Annotated in this window: 19 protein-coding genes; 10 read left to right on the forward strand and 9 right to left on the reverse strand. The window is 63.3% G+C overall.

Annotated elements, in window-relative coordinates; genetic code table 11:
* Nucleotides 1-44: 44 nt before the first annotated feature.
* On the reverse strand, nucleotides 45-1,043 hold the full coding sequence (locus AC1DZE_RS19295; RefSeq protein ID WP_477670182.1) for an NAD-dependent epimerase/dehydratase family protein: 999 nt from the start codon (nucleotides 1,041-1,043) through the stop codon (nucleotides 45-47).
* A gap of 626 nt (nucleotides 1,044-1,669) precedes the next feature.
* Here AC1DZE_RS19295 and AC1DZE_RS19300 point away from each other — a divergent pair.
* Nucleotides 1,670-2,632: an amidohydrolase family protein gene (locus AC1DZE_RS19300; RefSeq protein WP_477670181.1), complete on the forward strand. Its 963-nt coding sequence runs from the start codon at nucleotides 1,670-1,672 to the stop codon at nucleotides 2,630-2,632.
* A gap of 21 nt (nucleotides 2,633-2,653) precedes the next feature.
* Here AC1DZE_RS19300 and AC1DZE_RS19305 read toward each other — a convergent pair whose 3' ends face one another.
* Entirely contained in the window at nucleotides 2,654-3,847 is a 1,194-nt protein-coding gene (locus AC1DZE_RS19305) for a XylR family transcriptional regulator (protein WP_477670180.1), read from the reverse strand.
* A gap of 155 nt (nucleotides 3,848-4,002) precedes the next feature.
* Between AC1DZE_RS19305 and xylA the strand changes: the two genes are divergently transcribed.
* Genes xylA through xylB form a run of 7 tightly spaced genes read left to right on the forward strand, consistent with a single transcriptional unit; the run spans nucleotide 4,003 to nucleotide 12,511 of the window.
* Nucleotides 4,003-5,328, forward strand: coding sequence for a xylose isomerase (gene xylA, locus AC1DZE_RS19310; protein WP_457282649.1), 1,326 nt, complete (start codon nucleotides 4,003-4,005; stop codon nucleotides 5,326-5,328).
* A gap of 23 nt (nucleotides 5,329-5,351) precedes the next feature.
* The gene (locus AC1DZE_RS19315) at nucleotides 5,352-6,839 is read left to right on the forward strand and encodes a sugar ABC transporter ATP-binding protein (protein ID WP_477670179.1); all 1,488 of its coding nucleotides are present in this window, start codon (nucleotides 5,352-5,354) and stop codon (nucleotides 6,837-6,839) included.
* Nucleotides 6,820-7,836 carry an ABC transporter permease gene (locus AC1DZE_RS19320; protein ID WP_477670178.1) on the forward strand — a complete coding sequence of 339 codons (1,017 nt, stop codon included), beginning with the start codon at nucleotides 6,820-6,822 and terminating at the stop codon, nucleotides 7,834-7,836. The genes AC1DZE_RS19315 and AC1DZE_RS19320 overlap by 20 nt, the downstream gene beginning before the upstream one ends.
* Before the next feature lie 55 nt (nucleotides 7,837-7,891).
* Entirely contained in the window at nucleotides 7,892-8,854 is a 963-nt protein-coding gene (locus AC1DZE_RS19325) for an ABC transporter substrate-binding protein (RefSeq protein WP_477670177.1), read from the forward strand.
* 7 nt (nucleotides 8,855-8,861) lie between these two features.
* Nucleotides 8,862-9,887: a sugar phosphate isomerase/epimerase family protein gene (locus AC1DZE_RS19330; protein ID WP_477670176.1), complete on the forward strand. Its 1,026-nt coding sequence runs from the start codon at nucleotides 8,862-8,864 to the stop codon at nucleotides 9,885-9,887.
* Nucleotides 9,884-11,038: a Gfo/Idh/MocA family protein gene (locus AC1DZE_RS19335; protein WP_477700446.1), complete on the forward strand. Its 1,155-nt coding sequence runs from the start codon at nucleotides 9,884-9,886 to the stop codon at nucleotides 11,036-11,038. The genes AC1DZE_RS19330 and AC1DZE_RS19335 overlap by 4 nt, the downstream gene beginning before the upstream one ends.
* Nucleotides 11,039-11,041: 3 nt before the next feature.
* Nucleotides 11,042-12,511, forward strand: a complete 1,470-nt coding sequence (xylB, locus tag AC1DZE_RS19340; protein WP_477670174.1) for a xylulokinase — start codon at nucleotides 11,042-11,044, stop codon at nucleotides 12,509-12,511.
* Nucleotides 12,512-12,596: 85 nt separating this feature from the next.
* Here the strand turns inward: xylB and AC1DZE_RS19345 are convergent, their stop codons facing one another.
* The 6 genes from AC1DZE_RS19345 to AC1DZE_RS19370 form a co-directional block, all read right to left on the reverse strand.
* Nucleotides 12,597-13,301, reverse strand: a complete 705-nt coding sequence (locus tag AC1DZE_RS19345; RefSeq protein ID WP_477673263.1) for an SDR family oxidoreductase — start codon at nucleotides 13,299-13,301, stop codon at nucleotides 12,597-12,599.
* A gap of 45 nt (nucleotides 13,302-13,346) precedes the next feature.
* The gene (locus AC1DZE_RS19350; protein ID WP_477673262.1) at nucleotides 13,347-14,348 is read right to left on the reverse strand and encodes an NADP-dependent oxidoreductase; all 1,002 of its coding nucleotides are present in this window, start codon (nucleotides 14,346-14,348) and stop codon (nucleotides 13,347-13,349) included.
* Nucleotides 14,345-15,181 carry an oxidoreductase gene (locus AC1DZE_RS19355; RefSeq protein ID WP_477670171.1) on the reverse strand — a complete coding sequence of 279 codons (837 nt, stop codon included), beginning with the start codon at nucleotides 15,179-15,181 and terminating at the stop codon, nucleotides 14,345-14,347. Before AC1DZE_RS19355 ends, AC1DZE_RS19350 begins: the two co-directional genes overlap by 4 nt.
* Before the next feature lie 91 nt (nucleotides 15,182-15,272).
* Entirely contained in the window at nucleotides 15,273-15,878 is a 606-nt protein-coding gene (locus AC1DZE_RS19360) for a TetR/AcrR family transcriptional regulator (protein WP_477670170.1), read from the reverse strand.
* A 203-nt stretch (nucleotides 15,879-16,081) separates the two neighbouring features.
* Nucleotides 16,082-16,441 (reverse strand): DUF4148 domain-containing protein, encoded by a 360-nt coding sequence (locus AC1DZE_RS19365; RefSeq protein ID WP_477670169.1) that lies wholly within the window; start codon nucleotides 16,439-16,441, stop codon nucleotides 16,082-16,084.
* 382 nt (nucleotides 16,442-16,823) lie between these two features.
* Nucleotides 16,824-17,750: a LysR family transcriptional regulator gene (locus AC1DZE_RS19370; protein ID WP_477670168.1), complete on the reverse strand. Its 927-nt coding sequence runs from the start codon at nucleotides 17,748-17,750 to the stop codon at nucleotides 16,824-16,826.
* Nucleotides 17,751-17,956: 206 nt separating this feature from the next.
* On the opposite strand from AC1DZE_RS19370, the gene AC1DZE_RS19375 reads away from it, so the two are divergent.
* Nucleotides 17,957-18,241 carry a DUF4148 domain-containing protein gene (locus tag AC1DZE_RS19375; protein WP_477670167.1) on the forward strand — a complete coding sequence of 95 codons (285 nt, stop codon included), beginning with the start codon at nucleotides 17,957-17,959 and terminating at the stop codon, nucleotides 18,239-18,241.
* A gap of 144 nt (nucleotides 18,242-18,385) precedes the next feature.
* Complete coding sequence (locus AC1DZE_RS19380; protein ID WP_477673079.1) at nucleotides 18,386-19,207, forward strand: hypothetical protein; 822 nt, start codon at nucleotides 18,386-18,388, stop codon at nucleotides 19,205-19,207.
* Nucleotides 19,208-19,500: 293 nt separating this feature from the next.
* Here AC1DZE_RS19380 and AC1DZE_RS19385 read toward each other — a convergent pair whose 3' ends face one another.
* The gene (locus AC1DZE_RS19385) at nucleotides 19,501-20,652 is read right to left on the reverse strand and encodes a DUF1513 domain-containing protein (RefSeq protein ID WP_477700447.1); all 1,152 of its coding nucleotides are present in this window, start codon (nucleotides 20,650-20,652) and stop codon (nucleotides 19,501-19,503) included.
* Nucleotides 20,653-20,654: the final 2 nt, after the last annotated feature.

The raw sequence follows: 20,654 nt of genomic DNA on the forward strand, positions 1-20,654 counted from the left end.
CTCTTGCCTTACTGACCGCCCGGTGCTGTAGCGGGCGGCTGAACTCAGCCGGGATACCAGACCATGCGAGGATCGTCGGGTGCTCGTTGGTACGTCCACGCGGACTCGACCATCCGGGCCATGTCGAACTGGGGGTGCCAGCCCAGCAGGAACTTCGCCTTGGTGTTGTCCAGCCACGTGGAGCGGTAGGGTGTGCGGACTGGCACGAGCGGCAGGCCCCGCGTGCGTGCCAGGTATGTGCCAAGCTCGCCATAGTCGAGCGGCTCGTCCATGCACACGTTCATCAGTTGCTGCCGGGCGCGTGGTGCGTCCAGGGCCAGCAAGATGGCATCCACAAGATCGCACACATGGACGAAGTTGCGCTTCACTGGTTGACCATCCGGATCAAGCATCACCGGGACGGCGCCGCTGCGAACGTGGTCGCGCGCTTCGCTCTCTGTCACCAGGTCCCGCCAGCGCGGGCCTCCGAACACGTCGTCGCCGAAAGACAAAGTGAAGCGGAAATCGTCTTTCTCCATGATCCAGGGTGCACGCAGGCAGCAGCCGTTCAGGTCATACTGGACCTGGTACTGCTGGAGCATTACTTCTTCCAGTACTTTGGACAGGGCATAGCATCCAGGGTAGGCGGTATGCGGCTGGCTTTCTACCACCGGTACGGGGTGCGCGTAGTGGAAATGCCCGACAGCGGCGTCGCCGCCGACCAGCACGAATTGCCGGAAGGTGGTGCTTGTCCGGCAGCCCTCGAGCAACCAGAACATGCCCTTGACGGCGACATCCATCACCTCGTCCGGCGTTTCCTTGCTTGTGGCCAGGTGCAGCACGTGTGTCACGCTTTCGAGCGCGCGCTGCACGTCCGCGCGATCCTGAATGGAACCCCGCACGCACTCCAGGCGTTCGCGAGGCTGCAACACACGGTTGTGGCAGAGCGCCCGCACGCGGAAGCGATCAAGACTGGCGTCCTCCAGTACTCGCTGGATGAACGCGCGGCCCACTTTGCCGGTGGCACCCGTGACGAGAAGGAGTCCGGAGGAAGGTGGTTGCATTCGGGCCCTCTGAATGGCGCGGATGATAGCAAGCCGGCCCTGCTTTGGCGATCATGTTTTGGGCTTGATCCATACACGAATTCATATGGGTTGCAACCTATATCGATTCCGGAGTTGTCCTCCTGGCTGTGCGCTTCAGAGGAGAAAAGACTTTGCTGCAAACGACATGGCGAAGCCGGCAGGAAAGAAAGTGGACTTGGCCCCGGGCGCGAGCCTTCACCGATTAGAGAGGGTGGCGGCTCTCTACGACGCCGGCGCCGTCCCTGTTTCTCGCCGGGTCACTGCGTTCGGGCGCTTGCACCGAGTGAAAACCACTTGCCGGGGAGGTGCCGGTTATTTCTGATCCATCGTTGCTTCTCTGTGGGCTTCGCGGGTCTGCGGTGTTGATTGGTCAGGCCAATATTGACACATATGTAATATTGGTCTTACCCTGATCCGCGATCCTGCCGGAGGCGTGCCGCCGTCCAATAGCGCCTCGATCTGCATCAACAATGTGTCAGTTACCACTGACTTACCGTATGACAGGGTTCGTTCCGGAACACCCATCAACCCGACAAGGAGAAGACCATGAAGGAGACAGTAAGCAAAGGCCTGAGGCACTGCGCGGCAGCAGCGGCGGCGCTGGCATGACGTGGCTCGCAGCGGCGCGCGGGGGGCGTGGTGCCGTCGATCAGGCGCTGCTGGCTGCGATCGAATCCGCCGAACGCAACGCCCCGCCCGGCAAACGGCCCATCGTCGAGACGCATATTCACTTCTGGCAGGTGACCCGGTCCGGCGGTGTGCCATGGCCCACAGCGGCGGAGGGGCCGATCTTCCGCGACGTGCTGCCGCCGGAGTACAGCGCATTCGCCAGGTCCCAGGGCGTGGTGGCGGCCGGGATCGTGGAAGCGAGCGGCATTGTTCAGGACAACCAGTGGGTCCTCGACCTCATCAAGAACGATCCGTTTTACGCGTTCTTCGTCGGGAACATCGAGGTAGGCGCGCCGAACTTTTCCACCGATCTCGCGCGGTTCGCAACGGACCCGCGCTTCGTGGGAATCCGCGGCTATCTCACCGGCCCGGCTGAGGGCATCACGCTCAGCGCGGCACAGCTCACCAGCCTGCGCGACCTGGCAGCGCGCGGTATGACGCTCGACATCATCAGCCGGGGGACCAGGAATCCGAAGAGCCAGGTGCAGGCGCTTTGTACCGCGGTGCCCAATCTGCGCATCATCATCGACCATTTGGGTGGCGCAACCGGGCCGGCGGTGGACCCCACCTGGGCGTCCGACGTTCGCCGCCTCGCCAGCGACTGCCCGAATCTGTACATGAAGTTTTCGTCGTTCTATGACATGTACGCTCCAGGTGACGTGGTTTTTCCGTCTCCCACTGACCTCGCTTCGTACAAGCCGCACTTCGACGTACTGATGTCCGCGTTCGGCAAGGACCGCCTGATCTGGGGCAGCAACTGGCCGGTAATCACCCTGCACGGGACTTTCGAAGCCCAGATTGCCATCGCCGAGGCGTATCTGGCCCCGTTCGGCGCCGGCGTGCGCGACAAAGTGATGTTCAAGAACGCCCTCGCGTTTTATCGCCGGCACAAGGCGTAGCGGACCAGAGAAACTGCCGGCTCAGCTCCGGCGGCTTTCCCGCCACGAAGCCGGCGTTGCCCCCAGCTCCCGCTTGAACACTGTATTGAGGTACTGGACGGAACGAAAGCCGCTCGCCCGCGCGATGTCATCGATGCCCATTTGTGTGTTGCTGAGCAACTGAAAGCAACGCTGCAACTTGTACAGCAGGATTTCGTCATGGACGGAGCGCTTCAACTCGCGGCGAAAGTACATCTCCAGCGATGAGCGTGAAAGCCCCACCGTTTCGGCAACCTGCTCCGTCTTGATGCCCTGGCAGGCGTATTGACGGATGTAATGGAGAGCGCGCATCACGGTCGCGCTGTGTTCGACGTCGCGCGCGGTGGACGCGCGCGAATGCACGCCGGCCGGAGGCACGACCACACGCACGTCGTTCACCGGCGAGCCGCTCAGGGCCTGGTGCAACAGGTGCGCCGCGCGATGGCCCATTTCGTGGGTTCCCTGGCTGACCGAGCTGAGCTGGATTCTCGTCAGGTGCTGGCCCAGTGTGTCGTTATCGATCCCGATGATGGCGACTTCGTCGGGAACTGCGATTGCGCCGACGATGCACGCCTGCAGCACCTGCCGTGCACGCGCGTCCGTGACGGCGACTATGCCAACGGGCTTGGGCAGGCTTTGCAGCCAGGAGAGCAGTTTCCTTGTCGCGCTTCCCCATGTGGGCGCGCTGGTTGCCAGGCCCCGGTGGATCTCACCAGCCAACCCGTCGCGGGCAAGCCGGGCGGTGAACGCTTTTTCGCGCTCCTGGGCCCAACGGTTGAGCGGCGATTCCGGCAGGCTGTAGCAGGCAAAACGGGAAAGCCCGGACTCCACCAGGTGGGTCAGCGCATGCGCGACCAGTTCGCGGTTGTCCGTCGCAACGTACGGCACATTGACGGGGTAGCACGCGGGATCCTCGTAGGAGCCCCCGACGGCAACGACAGGTACGCGTACCCCTGTGAGAGCGTGCGCCACGGCCGGATCGTCGTAGTCCGCGATGATCCCGTCGCCGTCCCAGTCGTGGATGCCGTCAAGCCGAAAGCGGAAATCCTCTTCAAGGAAGAGATCCCAGGCGACCCGCGTGTGGTTCACATAGTCGCCGATGCCCGTGATGATCTCGCGGTCATACACCTTGCTCGCATGGAAGAGCAATGCCACGCGCAGCACGGTAGGGCCACTTTGACGTAATGACGATTTCATGGTCGGGTCGGTTGATCATGAGGATACCGGCATATCGGACGGATTGCTGCGCTGCAGAAAGCAATTTCGCAAGCTGTCCTCGCAAATTTCGCAATCGCGGGCGGAGGCCGGCGGTTCTAGGATGGTGCCACTGAAAGCAGTTACCCACCACAAACATGAACTTTCTCGAATCCATCGCACCCGTACGCTATGAAGGCCCTCAGGCCACGACGCCCCTGGCCTACCGTCACTATGACGCCAGTGCCGTCGTGCTGGGCAAGCCGATGGCACAGCACCTGCGGCTCGCCGTCTGCTACTGGCACACCTTCGTGTGGCCCGGCAGCGATGTCTTCGGACAAGGCACGTTTGCGCGGCCCTGGCATGCCGGTGGAGACGAGTTGACGATGGCGAGGAAGAAAGCGGATGCAGCCTTTGGCCTGATTTCCCGGCTCGATGTCCCGTTCTACACTTTCCATGACACCGATGTGGCGCCGGAAGGCGCGAACCTGGCCGAGTACCGCAGCAATCTGTCCGCGATGGTGGACGTGCTCGCCCAGAAGCAGAAAGAAACCGGTATTTCGCTGCTATGGGGGACCGCCAACCTGTTCAGCCATCCCCGCTACGCAGCCGGCGCGGCGAGTAACCCCGACCCCGACGTCTTCGCGTACGCGGCGACGCAGGTTTTCAGCGCGCTCAATGCCACCCAGCAGCTTGGCGGTGCCAACTACGTGATGTGGGGTGGGCGCGAAGGCTATGACACCCTGCTCAATACCGATTTGCAGCGCGAGCGCCAGCAGCTGGGCCGATTCATGCAATTGGTGGTGAACCACAAACACAAGATCGGTTTCAAAGGGCAACTGCTTATCGAGCCCAAGCCGCTGGAGCCGACCAAACACCAATACGACTTCGACAGCGCCACTGTGTATGGCTTCCTGAAGGAGTTCGGCCTGGAAAAGGAGATCAAGCTCAACATCGAGGCCAACCACGCCACGTTGGCGGGCCACAGTTTCCAGCACGAGATCGCAACCGCCGCCTCCCTCGGAATCTTCGGCAGCATCGATGCCAACCGTGGCGACCCACAGAACGGATGGGACACCGACCAGTTTCCCAACAGTGTGGAGGACCTTACGCTGGCGCTCTACGAAGTCCTCCGCGCCGGCGGAATCGGCAGCGGCGGGTTCAACTTCGACGCGAAAGTGCGGCGCCAAAGCATGGATCCGGTTGACATTCTGCACGGGCATGTGGGTGCGATCGATGCGCTGGCGCTGGCGCTCAAGAGCGCCGCGCGTTTGATGGAGTCCCGCGAGCTTGAGCAGTTCCGCCAGCAGCGCTACGCGAACTGGGACGGTGAACTGGGGCGGCGCATCATCACGGGCGACATGAGCCTCAGCCAGCTCGCCGAACATGCCTTCGTCAACGATCTTCGGCCCAAGCCTGTGAGCGGCCGTCAGGAGTGGCTGGAAAACCGGGTCAATGCCGCGATCTTCGCCGGCGCGGCCTGAAGAACCGAACGCAGGAGCACTCAGTGAGTTTGACGGTCGGCTTCAAAGACGTGAGCAAGAGCTTCGGCCCCGTGCAGGTACTGCATGGGGTCAGTTTTGAACTCGCACCTGGCCGGGTGTACGGGGTGCTTGGAGAAAACGGCGCCGGCAAGTCGACGCTGATGAAAATCCTGGCCGGCTACGAGGCCGCCAGCGAAGGCGTGGTGGAGGTGGGCGGGCATGTCGTACGTTTCAAGGGGCCGCGCGAGGCCGAAGCGGCCGGTGTGGTGATGATCCATCAGGAATTCAACCTTGCTGATGACCTCACCATTGCGCAGAACATATTCCTCGGCCATGAGCGCAAGCGCTACGGGCTGCTGGACGAAGACCTGATGGCCAGGGAGGCGGGCGCCGCATTGCGTCAGGTTGGCCTGAATTGCAGCCCCGCGCGCCGCGTGGGCGACCTCATCGTGGCAGAGAAACAGCTGGTGGAGATCGCACGCGCGCTCAGCCGGCGCGCGCGCGTACTGGTGATGGACGAGCCCACCGCCACATTGACGCCCTCCGAGACCGAGCGCCTGTTTTCCCTCATCGGGCAACTGAGAGCGGCAGGCTCCACCATCCTTTATATTTCCCACAAGCTGGACGAAGTCGAACGCATCACCGACGAGGTGGTTGTCATGCGCGACGGGCGATTCGTGGCTCGCCGGTCCACGCAGAGCGTGACACGCCAGCAGATGGCCAGCCTGATGGTGGGGCGCGAACTGGCCGATCTCTTTCCGGGCAGGCTTCCCGTGGCGGCCGGCGCGCCCGTCCTGCTGGACGTGAAAGGACTGACCGTACCCGGGTGGTGCCACGACGCAAGCTTCCAGGTGCGCGCCGGGGAGGTGCTTGGCTTTGCAGGGCTGGTCGGTGCGGGCCGGACCGAGCTGTTTGAAGGGCTCCTGGGGTTGCGCCCCTCCAGCGCGGAATCTGTGCAGGTAACAGACAAAACCTGGATGCGGCGCAATCCGCGTTCGGCCGCACGGCTGGGTCTCACATATCTCAGCGAGGACCGCAAGACGCGTGGCCTGCACCTGCGCATGGGGCTGGCGCAGAACCTCACGCTGATGGCGCTGGAGCGTTATGCGAAGCCGCTGCTCGATCCGCAGCGGGAACAGGCAGCCCTCGTGGCCGCGACCACGGCATTTGGCATCCGCACGCAACGCTCCGACATACCGGCTTCCGCACTGTCCGGCGGCAACCAGCAGAAGCTGGCGCTCGCGCGGGTGTTACAGCCTGATCCCAAAGTCGTGGTGCTGGACGAACCGACGCGAGGAGTTGACGTCGGCGCCAAGCGCGATATCTATTTCCTGATCCAGCGGCTGGCCAGCGAAGGCCGCGGGATCATCGTCGTGTCCTCCGAGCTGCTCGAGCTGATCGGGTTATGTCATCGCGTCCTTGTGATGCGCCAGGGAAGGCTCGCTGCCGAGCTCGCGCAGGATCAGCTGTCCGAAGAACTGTTGATTGCCCATGCAACTGGAACCCACTGATACCGCCGCCGCTCCAGCGCCTGTCGCCAGACCGGCACTGCGAAAATGGCCCTCTTTTACGGGAGCCGGGCCACTGGCCGGGTTGGCACTTATGTGCATCGCGGGTGCGATTCTCAACGAGAACTTCGCCAGCCTCGACAATGCGATGAACGTGCTCACCCGCACGGCTTTCATCGGAATCATCGCGGTGGGGATGTGCTTCGTCATCATCTCCGGCGGCATCGATCTCTCGGTGGGATCCATGGCCGCGCTGATTGCGGGCAGCACGATCCTGCTGATGAATGCGACAGCAGGCGCCGGCTGGAACCCCATGGCGGCCGTGGTGACCGGCATGGCCTTCGCCGTCGTACTTGGCGCACTGTTCGGCCTGGGCCACGGGCTGCTCATCAGCAAGGGCCGCATCGAGCCTTTCATCGTGACGCTGGGAACGCTGGGCATCTTCCGCGCGTACCTGACCTACTTCTCCAACGGCGGCGCCATCACGCTCGACAGTGCACTGGTCGATGTCTACAGCCCGGTGTATTACGGCAGCTGGCTGGGGGTGCCGGTGCCCGTGTGGGTATTCGCCGCTGTCGCATTGCTGGGCGGCCTCGTTCTCAACCGCACTGCCTTTGGCCGGTACGTTCAGGCCATCGGTTCCAACGAGCAGGTTGCGCGCTACGCGGCCGTCGAGGTGGACCGCGTCAAGGTTCTCACATACATGTTGCTGGGCATCTGCGTGGGCATTGCCACCGTGCTCTATGTGCCGCGCCTGGGTTCGGCCTCGCCGAGTACCGGGCTGCTGTGGGAGCTGGAAGCCATCGCTGCGGTCATCGTCGGAGGCACTGCCTTGCGTGGCGGTGCCGGCGGCATCACCGGCACCGTAATCGGTGCTGTGCTGCTCTCGGTGATCGGCAACATCCTCAACCTGACCAGCATCATCAGTGTGTACCTGAACGCGGCGGTGCAGGGCTTCGTGATCATCGCCGTCGCGTTCTTCCAGCGCGGGCGCAAGTAACCGGTTCCCCACAGGTGGCAAGGCTGCCGTTTCTCACAACATAAGGAGACAAACCATGAAATCATTGATAAGTCTGATGGCCGCAGGCGCCACAGTTCTCGCGGCGCTGGGTGCGGCACCCTCCGCCATGGCCCAGGGCAAGCCACACATCGGCGTATCGATACCGGCCGCCACGCACGGCTGGACAGGCGGGGTCGTGTACTGGGCCAACCGGACCAAGTCCGAACTGGAAAAGCAGTACCCGGGCCTGAAAGTCACCATCAAGACGGCCGGGTCTGCTGCGGAACAGGCGAACCAGGTACAGGACTTGCAAACGGCCAACAAGATCGACACCCTCGTGATCCTGCCATTCGAGTCGGCGCCGCTCACGCAACCGGTCGCGCAGGTCAAGGGCAAAGGCGTGTACGTCACGGTTGTCGACCGCGGCCTGACGGATGCAAATGCGCAGGACGCCTACGTTGCCGGCGACAACCCCGGCTTCGGCAAGGTATCGGCGGAGTACATGGCCAAAGCCCTGGGCGGCAAGGGTAATGTCGTAGTACTGCGGGGCATTCCCACGGTCATCGACAACCAGCGCGTGGACGCGTTCACGGCTGTGATGAAGAACTATCCAGACATCAAGGTTCTGGATGCCAAGCACGGCAACTGGAACCGCGACGATGCCTTCAAAGTGATGCAGGACTACCTGACCCGTTTCAAGCAGATCGACGCCGTCTGGGCCTCGGACGACGACATGGCGGTTGGCGTGCAAAAGGCAATCGCGCAGGCCAAGCGAACCGATGTCAAGCTCGTGCTGGGCGGCGCGGGTTCCAAGGACTACATCAAGAAAGTCATGGACGGCGACAAGATCGTGACGGCCGACGTCACCTACTCGCCCGCCATGATTGCCGACGCGATGAAGCTCACGGCCGCCGCACGTGTGAAGGGCGAGAAGCTGCCGGCCACCACCATCATCCCGTCGGTGCTGGTGACCAGGGAAAACGCCAAGCAGTACTACTTCCCCGACTCCCCGTTCTGAGGCAGCCATGGCAAGACCTGTCACTCTTTTTACCGGGCAATGGGCGGACCTGCCTCTCAAGGAGCTGGCACCCCTGGCACGCAGCATGGGCTACGACGGCCTGGAACTGGCATGTTGGGGCGACCATTTCGATGTGCAGGAGGCCCTGGCGAGCGATCGCTACGTGCAGGACCGGCGCGATCTGCTGGAACAGCACGGCTTGCGCTGTTTTGCGATCGGCAGCCATCTGGTGGGCCAGGCGGTCTGCGACCTCATCGACGAGCGGCATAAGGCCATCCTGTCGCCGCAAGTCTGGGGGGACGGCGATCCGGAAGGCGTGCGGCAGCGCGCCGCGCGGGAAATGCAGGACACCGCGCGTGCCGCCGCCAAGCTGGGCGTGAAGGTGGTGACGGGCTTCACCGGCTCGTCCATCTGGCATTCGCTGTACGCGTTTCCGCCCACTTCGCAGGAGTATTGGGACAAGGGCTTCGTCGACTTTGCCAACCGGTGGAAACCCATCCTCGATGTGTTCGAGCAGTGTGGCGTGAATTTCGGGCTGGAAGTGCACCCCACGGAAATCGCCTTCGACATCGCTTCGGCGCAGCGCGCCATCGAAGCCGTGGGAGGTCACAAGCGTTTCGGTTTCAACTTCGACCCCAGCCACCTGGGCTACCAGGGCGTGGACTATGTCAAGTTCATCCGGACATTCGGCGACCGCATCTATCACGTGCACATGAAGGACGTGTGGTGGGGCCGGGGCGACGGCACTGTGGGGGTCTTCGGCGGGCACACCAATTTCGGTGACGCGCGCCGCCACTGGGACTTTCGCAGTGTCGGGCGCGGGCAGATCGACTTCGAATCCATCATCGTTGCGCTCAACGACGTGAGCTATAACGGACCGCTGAGCGTCGAGTGGGAGGACAGCCGCATGGACCGCGTGCACGGCGCTACTGAAAGCGCGGCCTACAGCAAGCGGCTGGACTTCAAGCCGGCCGCGGGAGCGTTCGACGCCGTGTTCGACAAGGCCAAGCAGGGCGGGATGGCGGGCTCATGAGAAAACTGCGCTATGCGATGGTGGGCGGCGGGCAGGGTGCTTTCATCGGTGCTGTACACCGCAAGGCCATGGCGCTGGATGGGCAGATGGAGCTGGTGGCCGGTGCACTGTCGTCCGATGCCGAGCGCGCGCGCGCGTCAGGCCGCGACCTCGGCCTGCGGGATGAACGCAACCACGGTCGCTGGGAAGACCTGCTGGAAGGCGAACTGCGGCGCAACAAGGACGAGCGCATCGATTTCGTTTCCATCGTCACGCCCAACCATGTGCATTTCCCCGTCGCCCGCGCGTTCGCCGAGGCGGGCATCCATGTGGTGTGTGACAAGCCGCTGGTCCATACCAGCGAGGAGGCAGCCGAGCTCGTTCGGGTTGTCAAGCGCAGCGGCTCCATCTTCGGTGTCACGTACAACTACACGGGCTATCCCATGGTGCGCGAGGCGCGTGACATGGTTGCGCGCGGCGCGATCGGCGTGGTGCGCAAGGTCATCGTCGAATACAACCAGGGCTGGCTTGCCACCCACCTGGAGGCAAGCGGGCAGAAGCAGGCCGACTGGCGGACGGACCCGGCGCGCAGCGGCGTGGCCGGCGCCATCGGCGACATCGGCTCGCACGCGGAGAACCTGGTGGCGACGGTGACGGGCCTGGAGCTGGAAAGCATCTGCGCGGACCTCACCATCTTCGTGCCGGGCCGGCGCCTTGACGACGACGGCAATGTCCTGCTGCGGTTCAAGAACGGCGCCAGGGGCGTGCTGATCGCGTCGCAGATCGAGGTGGGTTGCGAAAACGACCTGCGGCTGCGCGTGTTCGGCACCACCGGTACGCTGGATTGGCGCCAGGAGGAGCCCAACCGGCTGCTGCATGCTCCCATCGACGGCCCGGCCCGCATGCTGACGCGGGGCTCGCCGTGGCTCGGTGAGGCAGCCCGCCGAGCGACACGCTTGCCCACGGGGCACCCCGAGGCCTTTATCGAAGCCTTTGCCAATGTCTACCTGGGAGTGGCTGCGCACATCCGCGCGCTGCAATCTGGCAATACACCGGATCCGCTGGACGCCGACTATCCCCGCCTCGAAGATGGCGCCCGCGGTGTGCGGTTCATCGAGAAGGTGGTGCAGTCTGCGGCCAGCACGGCCAAGTGGACGCCGTTCGAGGATTGACCGATGTTCATGGGCATTGATCTGGGCACCTCCAGTGTCAAGGCGGTCGTGCTGGACCGCGGCCACCGCCTGGTGGCCAGCGGCTCCGCGCCGCTGTCGGTGGATGCACCCCGGCCCTTGTGGCGCGAGCAGCATCCTTCGGAATGGTGGCGTGCGTGCGATGCAGCCGTGGGTGCCGCGTTGCAGGAATTGCGGCGCGGTGGCCACGCAGGCGGCGAGATCGAGGCCGTCGGCCTGACCGGGCAGATGCACGGCGCGACCCTGCTGGATGGGCGCGGTGAGGTTCTGCGGCCGGCCATCCTCTGGAACGACGGCCGGGCGGCGGCGGAATGCGCGGAACTGGAGCGGGCGGTGCCGCGGTCACGTCAGATCACCGGCAACCTGATGATGCCGGGTTTCACGGCGCCCAAGCTGCTTTGGGTATCCAAACACGAGCCCGGCGTGTTCGACCGGGTGCGGCAAGTACTGCTGCCCAAGGACTGGTTGCGCTGGCGTCTGACCGGCGACTATGCGACCGACCTGTCCGACGCGTCCGGCACGCTGTGGCTGGATGTGGGCAGGCGCGCATGGAGTGACGAACTCCTGGCCGCTTGCGGCCTGTCTACCGCGCACATGCCCAGGTTGCACGAAGGCCCGGAGGTCACCGGCACTCTGCTGCCAGAGGTCGCGCAGCATTGGGGCTTGCGCGAAGTGCCGGTGGTAGCCGGTGCCAGCGATAACGCAGCAGGCGCCCTGGGCGCTGGTGTGGTGAACCCGGGTGAAGCGATGCTGTCCCTGGGAACGTCCGGTGTGGTGTTCGTGGCCACCGGCTCTTTTGTCGCCAATCCACAGCAGGCGGTGCACAGCTTCTGCCACGCGTTGCCAGAGGCCTGGCACCTGATGTCCGTGATGCTGTCGGCCGCCTCGTGCCTCGAGTTCACAGCGGGGCTGCTGGGAGAGCGCGACGTGGCCGTGCTGCTTGCGCAGGCAGAGCAGCGCGGCCTGCGCGAAGACACCCCGTTGTTCCTGCCTTATCTGAACGGCGAACGCACGCCGCACAACAATCCGCATGCCAAAGCCGTGTTCTTCGGCATGCACGCAGGCACGCAGCGCGAAGACATTGTGAATGCCACCCTCGAGGGTGTGTGCCTGGGCATGGCGCAGGGGATTGCCGCGCTGCAGTCGGTTCAGCCTGGCCTTGCGCGCGTCAGCCTGATCGGCGGCGGCTCGCGCAATGCCTATTGGGCTCAGATGCTGGCCGACGCTACCGGCCTGCAGGTGGTCCGGCACGCGGATGCCGAGGTTGGCCCATCGCTGGGCGCAGCCCGGCTGGCCTGGCTGGCCTGCGACCCGGGCGAAGCGGCGAAAATATTTTGTGCACCAGAGGTGACTGACGTATTCGAGGTGCGAGCGGCCGAGAGGACGCGGATGCAGAACCGCGCCGCCCGGCTGGCAGGGTTATACAACAGCCTCGTACCTCACTTCCAGCCATAGAAAGTGGAGTCGCCACCCGCGTGTTGGCGTGGCAATGGCATCTGTCACAACCTGCTGGCGCAGATGGTCCGGCCAGATTTCGAAGTCAGGATGCCTGCGGAAGGTAGCTGGGCCTGGCCGCCGTCATCCCGGCTTTGACATGTTGGGTGATTTCATCGGCCAGCACTTCATCAACCCCCAATTCGAGTCCGTCGAGCGCACGCTTGACGATGTCTTCAGGGCTGGACTTCGGAACCTCGAAGCCGCGCGTGAGGTCGGTATCGACATAGGCCATGTGCAGCCCCAGCACCTGCGTCTTTTGCGCCGCGAGTTCACTGCGCAAGGCATTGGTGAGCGACCAGGCCGCCGACTTGCTGGCCGAATAAGCTGCCAGCTCACCGCCGTTCACCCACGAGGCCACCGACAACACATTGAGAAGGGCACCGCCGCCGTTGCCTTTGAGAACCGGCGCGAAGGCCTTGCTCATGCGCAGTACGCCGTAGACGTTGGTCTCGAAGATGCGCCGGGTGGTGTCTTCACTGTCGGCCGCCAGAAAGCCACCCGGCTGGGCAATGCCGGCATTGTTGATTACCAGCGTGACATCCGGCGCCAGCGCTGCGGCGGCCGCTACGTCTTCAGGCTTGGTGACGTCGAGCTTTAAAGCCTGAACACCGGGCAGGGTGATGGTGGCGGGGTCGCGAGCGGCCGCGTAGACCTTGCGGGCACCGCGGGCGAGCAGCTCGCGCGCGAATGCCAGGCCGATGCCGCGATTGGCGCCGGTGACGAGAACAACAGCGTTTTTGATTTGCATGAGAAAACTCCAGTGGGTGGGAAAAGCAGATTAGGGAAAACAGGTTCACTTGACCTTGATGACGACCTTGCCTTTTGCATGGCCCGCCTCGACGTAGGCCAAGGCCTCGTTGGTTGCCTCGAACGGAAAGACCCGGTCCATCACCGGACGGATAGCACCAGCATCGAAGAGCCGCGTGATCTCGCGCAGTTGGCTGCCACTTGCCTTCATGAAGAGAAACGCGTAGTCAACTTCGCGGCTCTTTGCCCTGCGCCGGATGCCTGAACTCAGCATGCGCATCACGAGCTTTACGAATGCAGGAGCACTGCTTTCCTTGCCGAATGCGGGATCGGGTGGGCCGGAGATGGAGATGAGTTTCCCGCCGGGCTTAAGCACGCGCAGTGACTTCTTCAACGTCTTGCCGTCCTGGCTGTTCAGCACCACGTCGTAGTCGCGCAAGACGGCCTCGAAAGCCTGCGTCTTGTAGTCGATCACGACGTCCGCGCCCAGACTCTTCACAAGCGCGACATTACCCGTGCTGGTCGTCGTGGCGACGGTGGCGCCCAGGTGCTTGGCCAACTGAATGGCAAAACTGCCTACGCCGCCGGAGCCCGCCTGAATGAAGACCTTTTGCCCCTTTTTCAGCTGGGCCTTTTCAACCAACGCCTGCCAGGCCGTCAAAGCCACCAGGGGAATGGAAGCGGCTTCTTCCATCGTGAGCCCCGCAGGCTTGAGCGCCAGGGATGCCTCCTTGACCGGGACGAATTCAGCGAAGGTACCGATCCGGAAATCATCCGGCCGGGCGTAGACCTCATCGCCCGGCTTGAACTGCCGCACGCCTGGGCCGACCTTGACGACCACCCCAGCGACGTCGTGGCCCAGAATGAGAGGCAGGCGATAGGGCAGTATGAGTTTGAACTCGCCGTCGCGGATTTTGAAGTCCAGCTGGTTCACACCAGCGGCATGCACCTGGACCATGACCTCGTCATCGCGCAGCTCCGGGCTCGGCATGTCCGTCAACCGCAAACTGCTTTTTTTTCCATAACGTTCAACGATGAATGCTTTCATGATGTTTTCACTGTTGGCATCACGTCGAGCCGCAGATCTTTTCGAATCCCGGCATCCACCAGACCAGCAGGCGCAAATGTCCGGAGGAATCGCAGGCGACTCGCGAGTCCGCCTGCGGTGTATCGGAGTTTGGGGCGAGCGGCACTGGCAGCTTTCAGCACGACGTCCGCCACGACGCCCGGCTGTTCCGCAGTCGCCATCACTTCCTTCACGCGCTGGCTCACGGCGGCGCGAACCTCGCGGTACTCCTCGAGCTTGGTGTCGGGTTCCAGGAAGTTCGCGTCGAACGGCGTCTTCGTGTATGCGGGCTCGATGACCGAGACCCGGATGCCCCTCGTGCGTAGCTCATGGTCGAGCGACTCGGAGTAGCCTTCGATCGCATGCTTCGTCGCCGCATACAGTGCCCCGTACGGCATTGGCAGGAAACCAAGCACCGAGCCGATATTGATGATGCGTCCCGCGCCCTGTCGGCGCATGTGCGGCACGACGGCGCGCGTCATCCGGACGATCCCGAAGAAGTTGGTGTCAAAGATCGCCTGGGCCTGCGCGATCGAACTTTCCTCCGCACCGGCCGGGGCGACCCCGAAGCCCGCGTTGTTGACCAGCAGGTCGATGCGGCCTTCAAGCTGAATCAGCTGTTGCACCGCGGCTTCAACCGACGCGTCCTGGGTCACATCCAGTGGCAGTATCTCGAAGGGCTGACCACCTGCCCGGCCGCCGCGCCGGCTGGTGCCGTAGACCTTGTAGCCGGCCTGCGAAAGCCGCAGCGCAACCGCTTCGCCTATACCTGAGGAGGCGCCTGTCACCAGGACAACTTTGTAGTGGGGGTTCATGGTGTTGTTCTTTCAGCGTGAAGTGAATTTGGAATGATGATCGTCATACATAATTGCGAGGAAAAAAGCAGGCATGGCTCAAAAAGAGAATTCAGTGGGAGACCGGTACCAGCTGCTTCAGCGCGGCTTCGCAAAAGCTGTCCGCCAGCGCGGGCTCGTCGACCACGCGCGCCAGCAGCAAGGTGCCGACCATGGTGGCGACCGTCGCCAGCGCGCGCTCGTGGGCGCCGGGCTGGCCCCAATCGGGTGACTGGCGGGCGACGAAATCCACCATTTCCTTGATGTGGCGGGTGGTCGCGCGGCGCACTTCAGGCGCCTGGCGCGGTGTCTCCGAACCCAGCGCGGCCAAGGGACAGCCCATCTCGATCTGCTCCCGGTGCTCCGGCGAGAGGTAGGCGCGCAGCATGGCCGCCATGGCCTGTTCAGGCGGCGAGCCGGCCGCAACACCCGCCACCACGGCAGCCGATTCGGCACAGGCCCGCGTTGCGGCTTCGGCCAGCATGGCCTCGCGCGACGCGAAGTGGGCGTAAAACGCACCATGGGTCAGGCCGGCCTCTTTCATGATGTCGGCCACGCCGGTGCCGCTATAGCCGCTGCGGCGTATTGCCCGCGCGGCCACGGAGACGATGCGTTCGTGGGAGGCCTCCTTGGCAGCCGTTCTGGCGTTGATTTTGGTGTTTCGCATGATGAGTATCATACATTATTTGGCAACTATGCGTGCCCAGGCAATTTTGATCGCTGACTTGTTGCGTGTCCCTCACGCAACGCCAGGATGGACAACAGGGAAGGAAGGGACGGTGCTGCGCGCAGGCCAACGTCCAGAAAGCCGGAGGCTTCCTGGACGTCGCAATGCGGTTTAACGAGAGATGCACACGCCGGCTGGCGGTGCGGCGGCGCTGCTTAACCCGCAGTATTTGCCCTGCCGTGTGCGGCAGGTACGTTGAAGTCGCTGGGGTAGGAGTTGTCAACGCTCAGCTTGTAGCCTTCGTGCTGTGCCTGCTCCAGTTCAGCGCGGACTTCTGCGCGGGTCTTGGTACCTGCAACGGGGGTGGCATCAGTGCCAGGATAGCTGCTGTCGCTGTTGACCTGGTATGACGCGCGCGGTGATTGCAGCAACTCTGCGCGGACATCGGCGCGGCTCAAGGTGCTGGCGGCGCTCACTTCATTGCCGGGGTAGTTGCTGTCCTGGGCAAAGCTGTTCGCCGAGGCGAGCGCTGCAAGGGCAAGAACGGATGCGGAAACAAGTTTCGTCGATTTCATGGTGAATTTCCTTTAAGAACAAGTGTGAAAACAGGCGGGACGGGCGTTGTGCCCGTGAGGCCTTCATCGCTGAGTCGCGTTTTGAACAGGTGGCTCACCGATGTATCAAACCTTGTTCCGCGGCGCAGATACACAAGTGCGTATTGGCAGAACATTCAATTGTCGAAACCGGAACAATAACGGCGTGTAGTCCTGGAACTTTTTGGCGTTCAAAAAATTCGCCCACGTTTCTTTGCGATTTGTGAGGCGTGTTTTACGAAGGGTGAAATGCCATGAACTACGACAGCACCCAGGGAGGCTGCCACTGTTATGTGGGGCCGCAAGCCCGCTTTTCCACACCGGCCGCCCGGGTGAGTGCTTTTGCCGTGCCCCGGCGCAGGTTTTAGTCCTGCCGGGCTTCCATCTTCCTGATCACAGCGCGCGTGTACTCGGTCATGAATTCCAGAAACACACTGGTGCGTGCCGGAATGAATTTGCGGCTGGGCAGCGCTGCATAGAGCGTGTTGGTGCCGGTGGTCCAGGGCGACAAAATACGTTGCAGCGCGCCGCTGTTGAGGTGGTTGGCCACCAGGTCGATGGACTGGCTCATGATGCCCGCACCGTCCACACAGGCGCGTATCAGCGTGTCCGAATGGTTCACCAGCATGCTGGGCTCGATTTGCACCTCCACTTCCCGATTGTTTTCCTTCGGGTTGAACAGGCGCCAGCTGCGGTGGCGGTTGGCCTGTGCCTTGATGCGCATGCATTGATGATGGGGCAGGTCTTCAGGTTGTGCGGGTGTGCCGTGGCGGCGCAGGTAGTCTGGCGAGGCGCAGAGAATACCGGCGGAAGACGCAATAGGCCGGGCGATGATGTTGGCGTCAAAGGTGTCGGCAGCGCCCAGCAGGGTGAGGTCGTAGTCTTCCACGGGCGGCATCAAGGGAGAGTCCACATAGATATCCAGCACGACCTTGGGGTAGCGCCGCGCGAACTCCGCCACCAGGGGCGCAATCACGTGCACGGCAAATACCGGCGGGGTCAGAATGCGGATGACGCCGGACATTTCCTGCGCATGGGCCTGGGCGGCGGCATGCGCTTCGTCGATGTCATCGAGGATGTGGCGCACCCGTGCCAGGTAGGCCTCGCCGGCATCCGTCAGGGCCAGGCGGCGGGTGGTGCGCTGCAGCAGCCGCACGCCCAGGTGATCTTCCAGGTCGCCGACCAGCCGCGTCACCACGGCGGAAGACATGTCGAATTTGCGCGCTGCGGCCGCAAAACTCCCGTCATCCACCACCTGCTGAAAAACGCGCATTGATTGAAGCCGGTCCATGGTTTACCCCTAAGTTAAGCCATCATTGTTGCTGATTCAACAGTAATGTATTGTTGAAATTGCTATTTTTTGATCGATTTGAATGGAATAAAGTTCATACATCGATGAGCCGAAGCCCACTACAAGGCGACTCACCGAGGCTGGACAGACGGGAAGATGAGCCCGCCATGCCCGGAACGTCACTTAACTTTGAGAGGATATTCATCATGAAATCGAACTTTATCGCCGCTTCCGTTGTTGCTGTTGCCGCCCTGACTTCCGTGGCTGCTTCTGCCCAAACCTTCAACTCCTATTTGTTTGACCAGATGCAGGCACCTGCGACCAAAACCCGTGCTGAAGTCAAAAGCGAGGTGCTGCAGGCACAAAACGCCGGCTCCGCTTCGAGCTACAACGGCGCCACCGCCCAGCAAAACCTGGGCGCTCCCCGCGCCGAGAAGGCCGGTGCAGCACCCCAGGCTGCTGCTGAAGCTGTGAAGACCAGCCAGCAATAAGCCAGTACGGCGCCGGCGCCTGGCCGGTCCCGACGCTTTTCGCCCCGGCAGCCTTTGGCTGCCGGGGCGATTGCATTTGGGCCTGCGGGATTCACGCAGGCCGTATACGACAGTATCCGGCCGCACTCTAGAATTCCCCTCATCTTGAGAACCTCCAACGCACCTTACGCCTTTGCCTTTGTCGCCGCGCAGCTGTTGGCCCTGCCGGGCCTGGGTCTGGCGCTTTACCTGTACACCGTTGGCAGGATGGCGGGCAGTGGTGGCTGGCTGATTGGAGTGTTCGAGCTGCTGTTTTCAGGCGTGGTGGTGCTGCCCGCGGTGCTGCTGTGCACGGTGCTCCTGCTGATTGCAGGCTTGTTCTCCCGGGGGCGGCCATGGGCTTGCCTCGTGCTGTTGCTGGTCAATGCGGCCGTGCTGGCTGTTGGCTGGGCGATCAGTCCAGCCACCGAAGCCGCGGAGCTGCTGGTCTGGGTCGCCACAGCGCTTTCGGCCGCGGCTGCTGCTGCGCTGGCGTGGCAGGCGTTCTCGCCGGTGACGAGGCCTGAGCGGAACATGCTGTGGGGACAGCTCCTGCTGGTTGTCGGGCTTGGGATTGGATTGGGGCTGGCAGGCGGCGGCAGTGTCCCTGCTCCGTCGCCTGCCGAGCCGGACCCCATGGCAGCGATACCGCCGGAGCGCGTATTCAAGGGACTTCTGGGTGGCAAGCCGGTGCACCTCGCGGTGCATGACTGCAAGGTCTACCGCGCCATACCCAAGTCGTCCAAGGAGCCCGGCGAGAACGGCTGGCAGATGGTGCTTGAACCCGATCTCTATCCCTTCTTCACGTATTGCGAGCGGCAGTCGCTGCAGGCAGACAATGGCGTCGTCACCGTCACCCTCGGGCGCATCGCCTTCGGTGCAGGGGGCTGCTGCGCCACGGGTGGCACTTACCGTTCCAGGGACGGTGAGCTGTGGAAGAAGCTGTGAAGTCTGCCGAATAGGGCGCCGAACAAGCTGCGTTCGAATCCTCAGGGCATCAGGTTGCTATAAAAATAATAGCTGCTTGCGCAGGATCTGCTTGGGTCAAAGCCGGTTTTCGCTTTGAAAATAACCGTTTTTAGTTGTCCGGGGACGGCAAAAATCCGGAAAAATCCCTGCCGGCATGCGGTTTCAGGGCCTTTTTTGTGTGCCAAATGTGCCGGTAGCCCAATAACAACGCGCGCGACCAGCTATCAAAAAGATAGCGATTTGCCGATGCCCTCAGTCAACCCAACCGTTATCTAACCCGCAAGCGGCGCCCAGTGGTTGTCCAGCCGCATATTTTTGAGCGCCGGCAAAGCTGTGCGGCCTGCGCCGTCGCGTGTCATTGCGGCGAGCCGCCCCCCGGCCCACAGCATGGTGTCAGCCTGGCCCTCCGCCGGAGCCGACGTGACGGCGCAGGCCTCTTCCAGCGGGAAAAAACCTGTCCAGCGCCCATCGGCCTGCCATATGGCCACGCCGTTGGCGCGCGGGCAGCTCACGGCAAAACCGCCCGCCGCCCAAGTGATGTCGCCGCCGTAGCCAGCCAGTACGCGTCCGTCGGCGGCGCAGGCTTGCAACTTCTGGCCGTCAAAAAGCGCCAACACGGGCGCGGCGGTTTTGGTTGCCGTGTCGTCATGCTCGGCCTGCAGCGCGATGCCCAGGACACGCGCCCCGCCTGCCGCCGGTGCGCGGCCCCAGGCCATGTGCCGCAGGCTCAGGCGTTTGTCGGCCAGTCGCCACTGTCCCAGCAGCGCGCCGCGTCGTGTGTCCAGCCGCACCAGCGAGGCATCCATGCGGTCCATGTGAATTTTCAGCCGGCCGGTTTCAGGCAGCGCGGGGATGCCGCCGTTCGCCACGACCAAACTGCCGTCGTCATCCAGCAAAAGTTCATGCGGGTCCATGCCGTGGGTCGGCCATTCGCCAAATTTCTCCAGCGTGGCGGCATCACGCAGGCCGATCAGGCCTTCACCGGTTTCGAGATTCGTTTCGGTGGTGTAGAGCGTTTTGCCGTCGGGGCTGGCGATCACGTGGCCGTTGAAGGCGCGGTCGGGCTCGGCCCAACCCCAGGCGATGGCCTGGCCGGTGCCGTCGCCTTCGGGCTTCCAGCGCAGCAGCCAGTCGCCCGGCCGGCGGGCCACCGCCAGCAGCGTGCCGCTGCGCTCAACCCACACACCATGGGCGCGCGTCGGTACGTCGAGTGCGGCGCTGACCCGGAGCGCGGCGCTGCGATACGCCAGCACACCGACCTGGTAGCCGTGCGCGGCCTCCCAGGCGGCGGCCAGCTGCTGCGGCCGAGTAGTGGCGGTGACGGCAGCTGCCAGGGCGGGACTGAGCCAGGCGCTGGTGCCGGCCGCTGCCAGCACCAGCCATTGCCGGCGCCGCAGTGTTGTCAGGGCCTCAGCCTTATTCATGC

This window comes from Polaromonas sp. P1_F1, assembly GCF_056405795.1.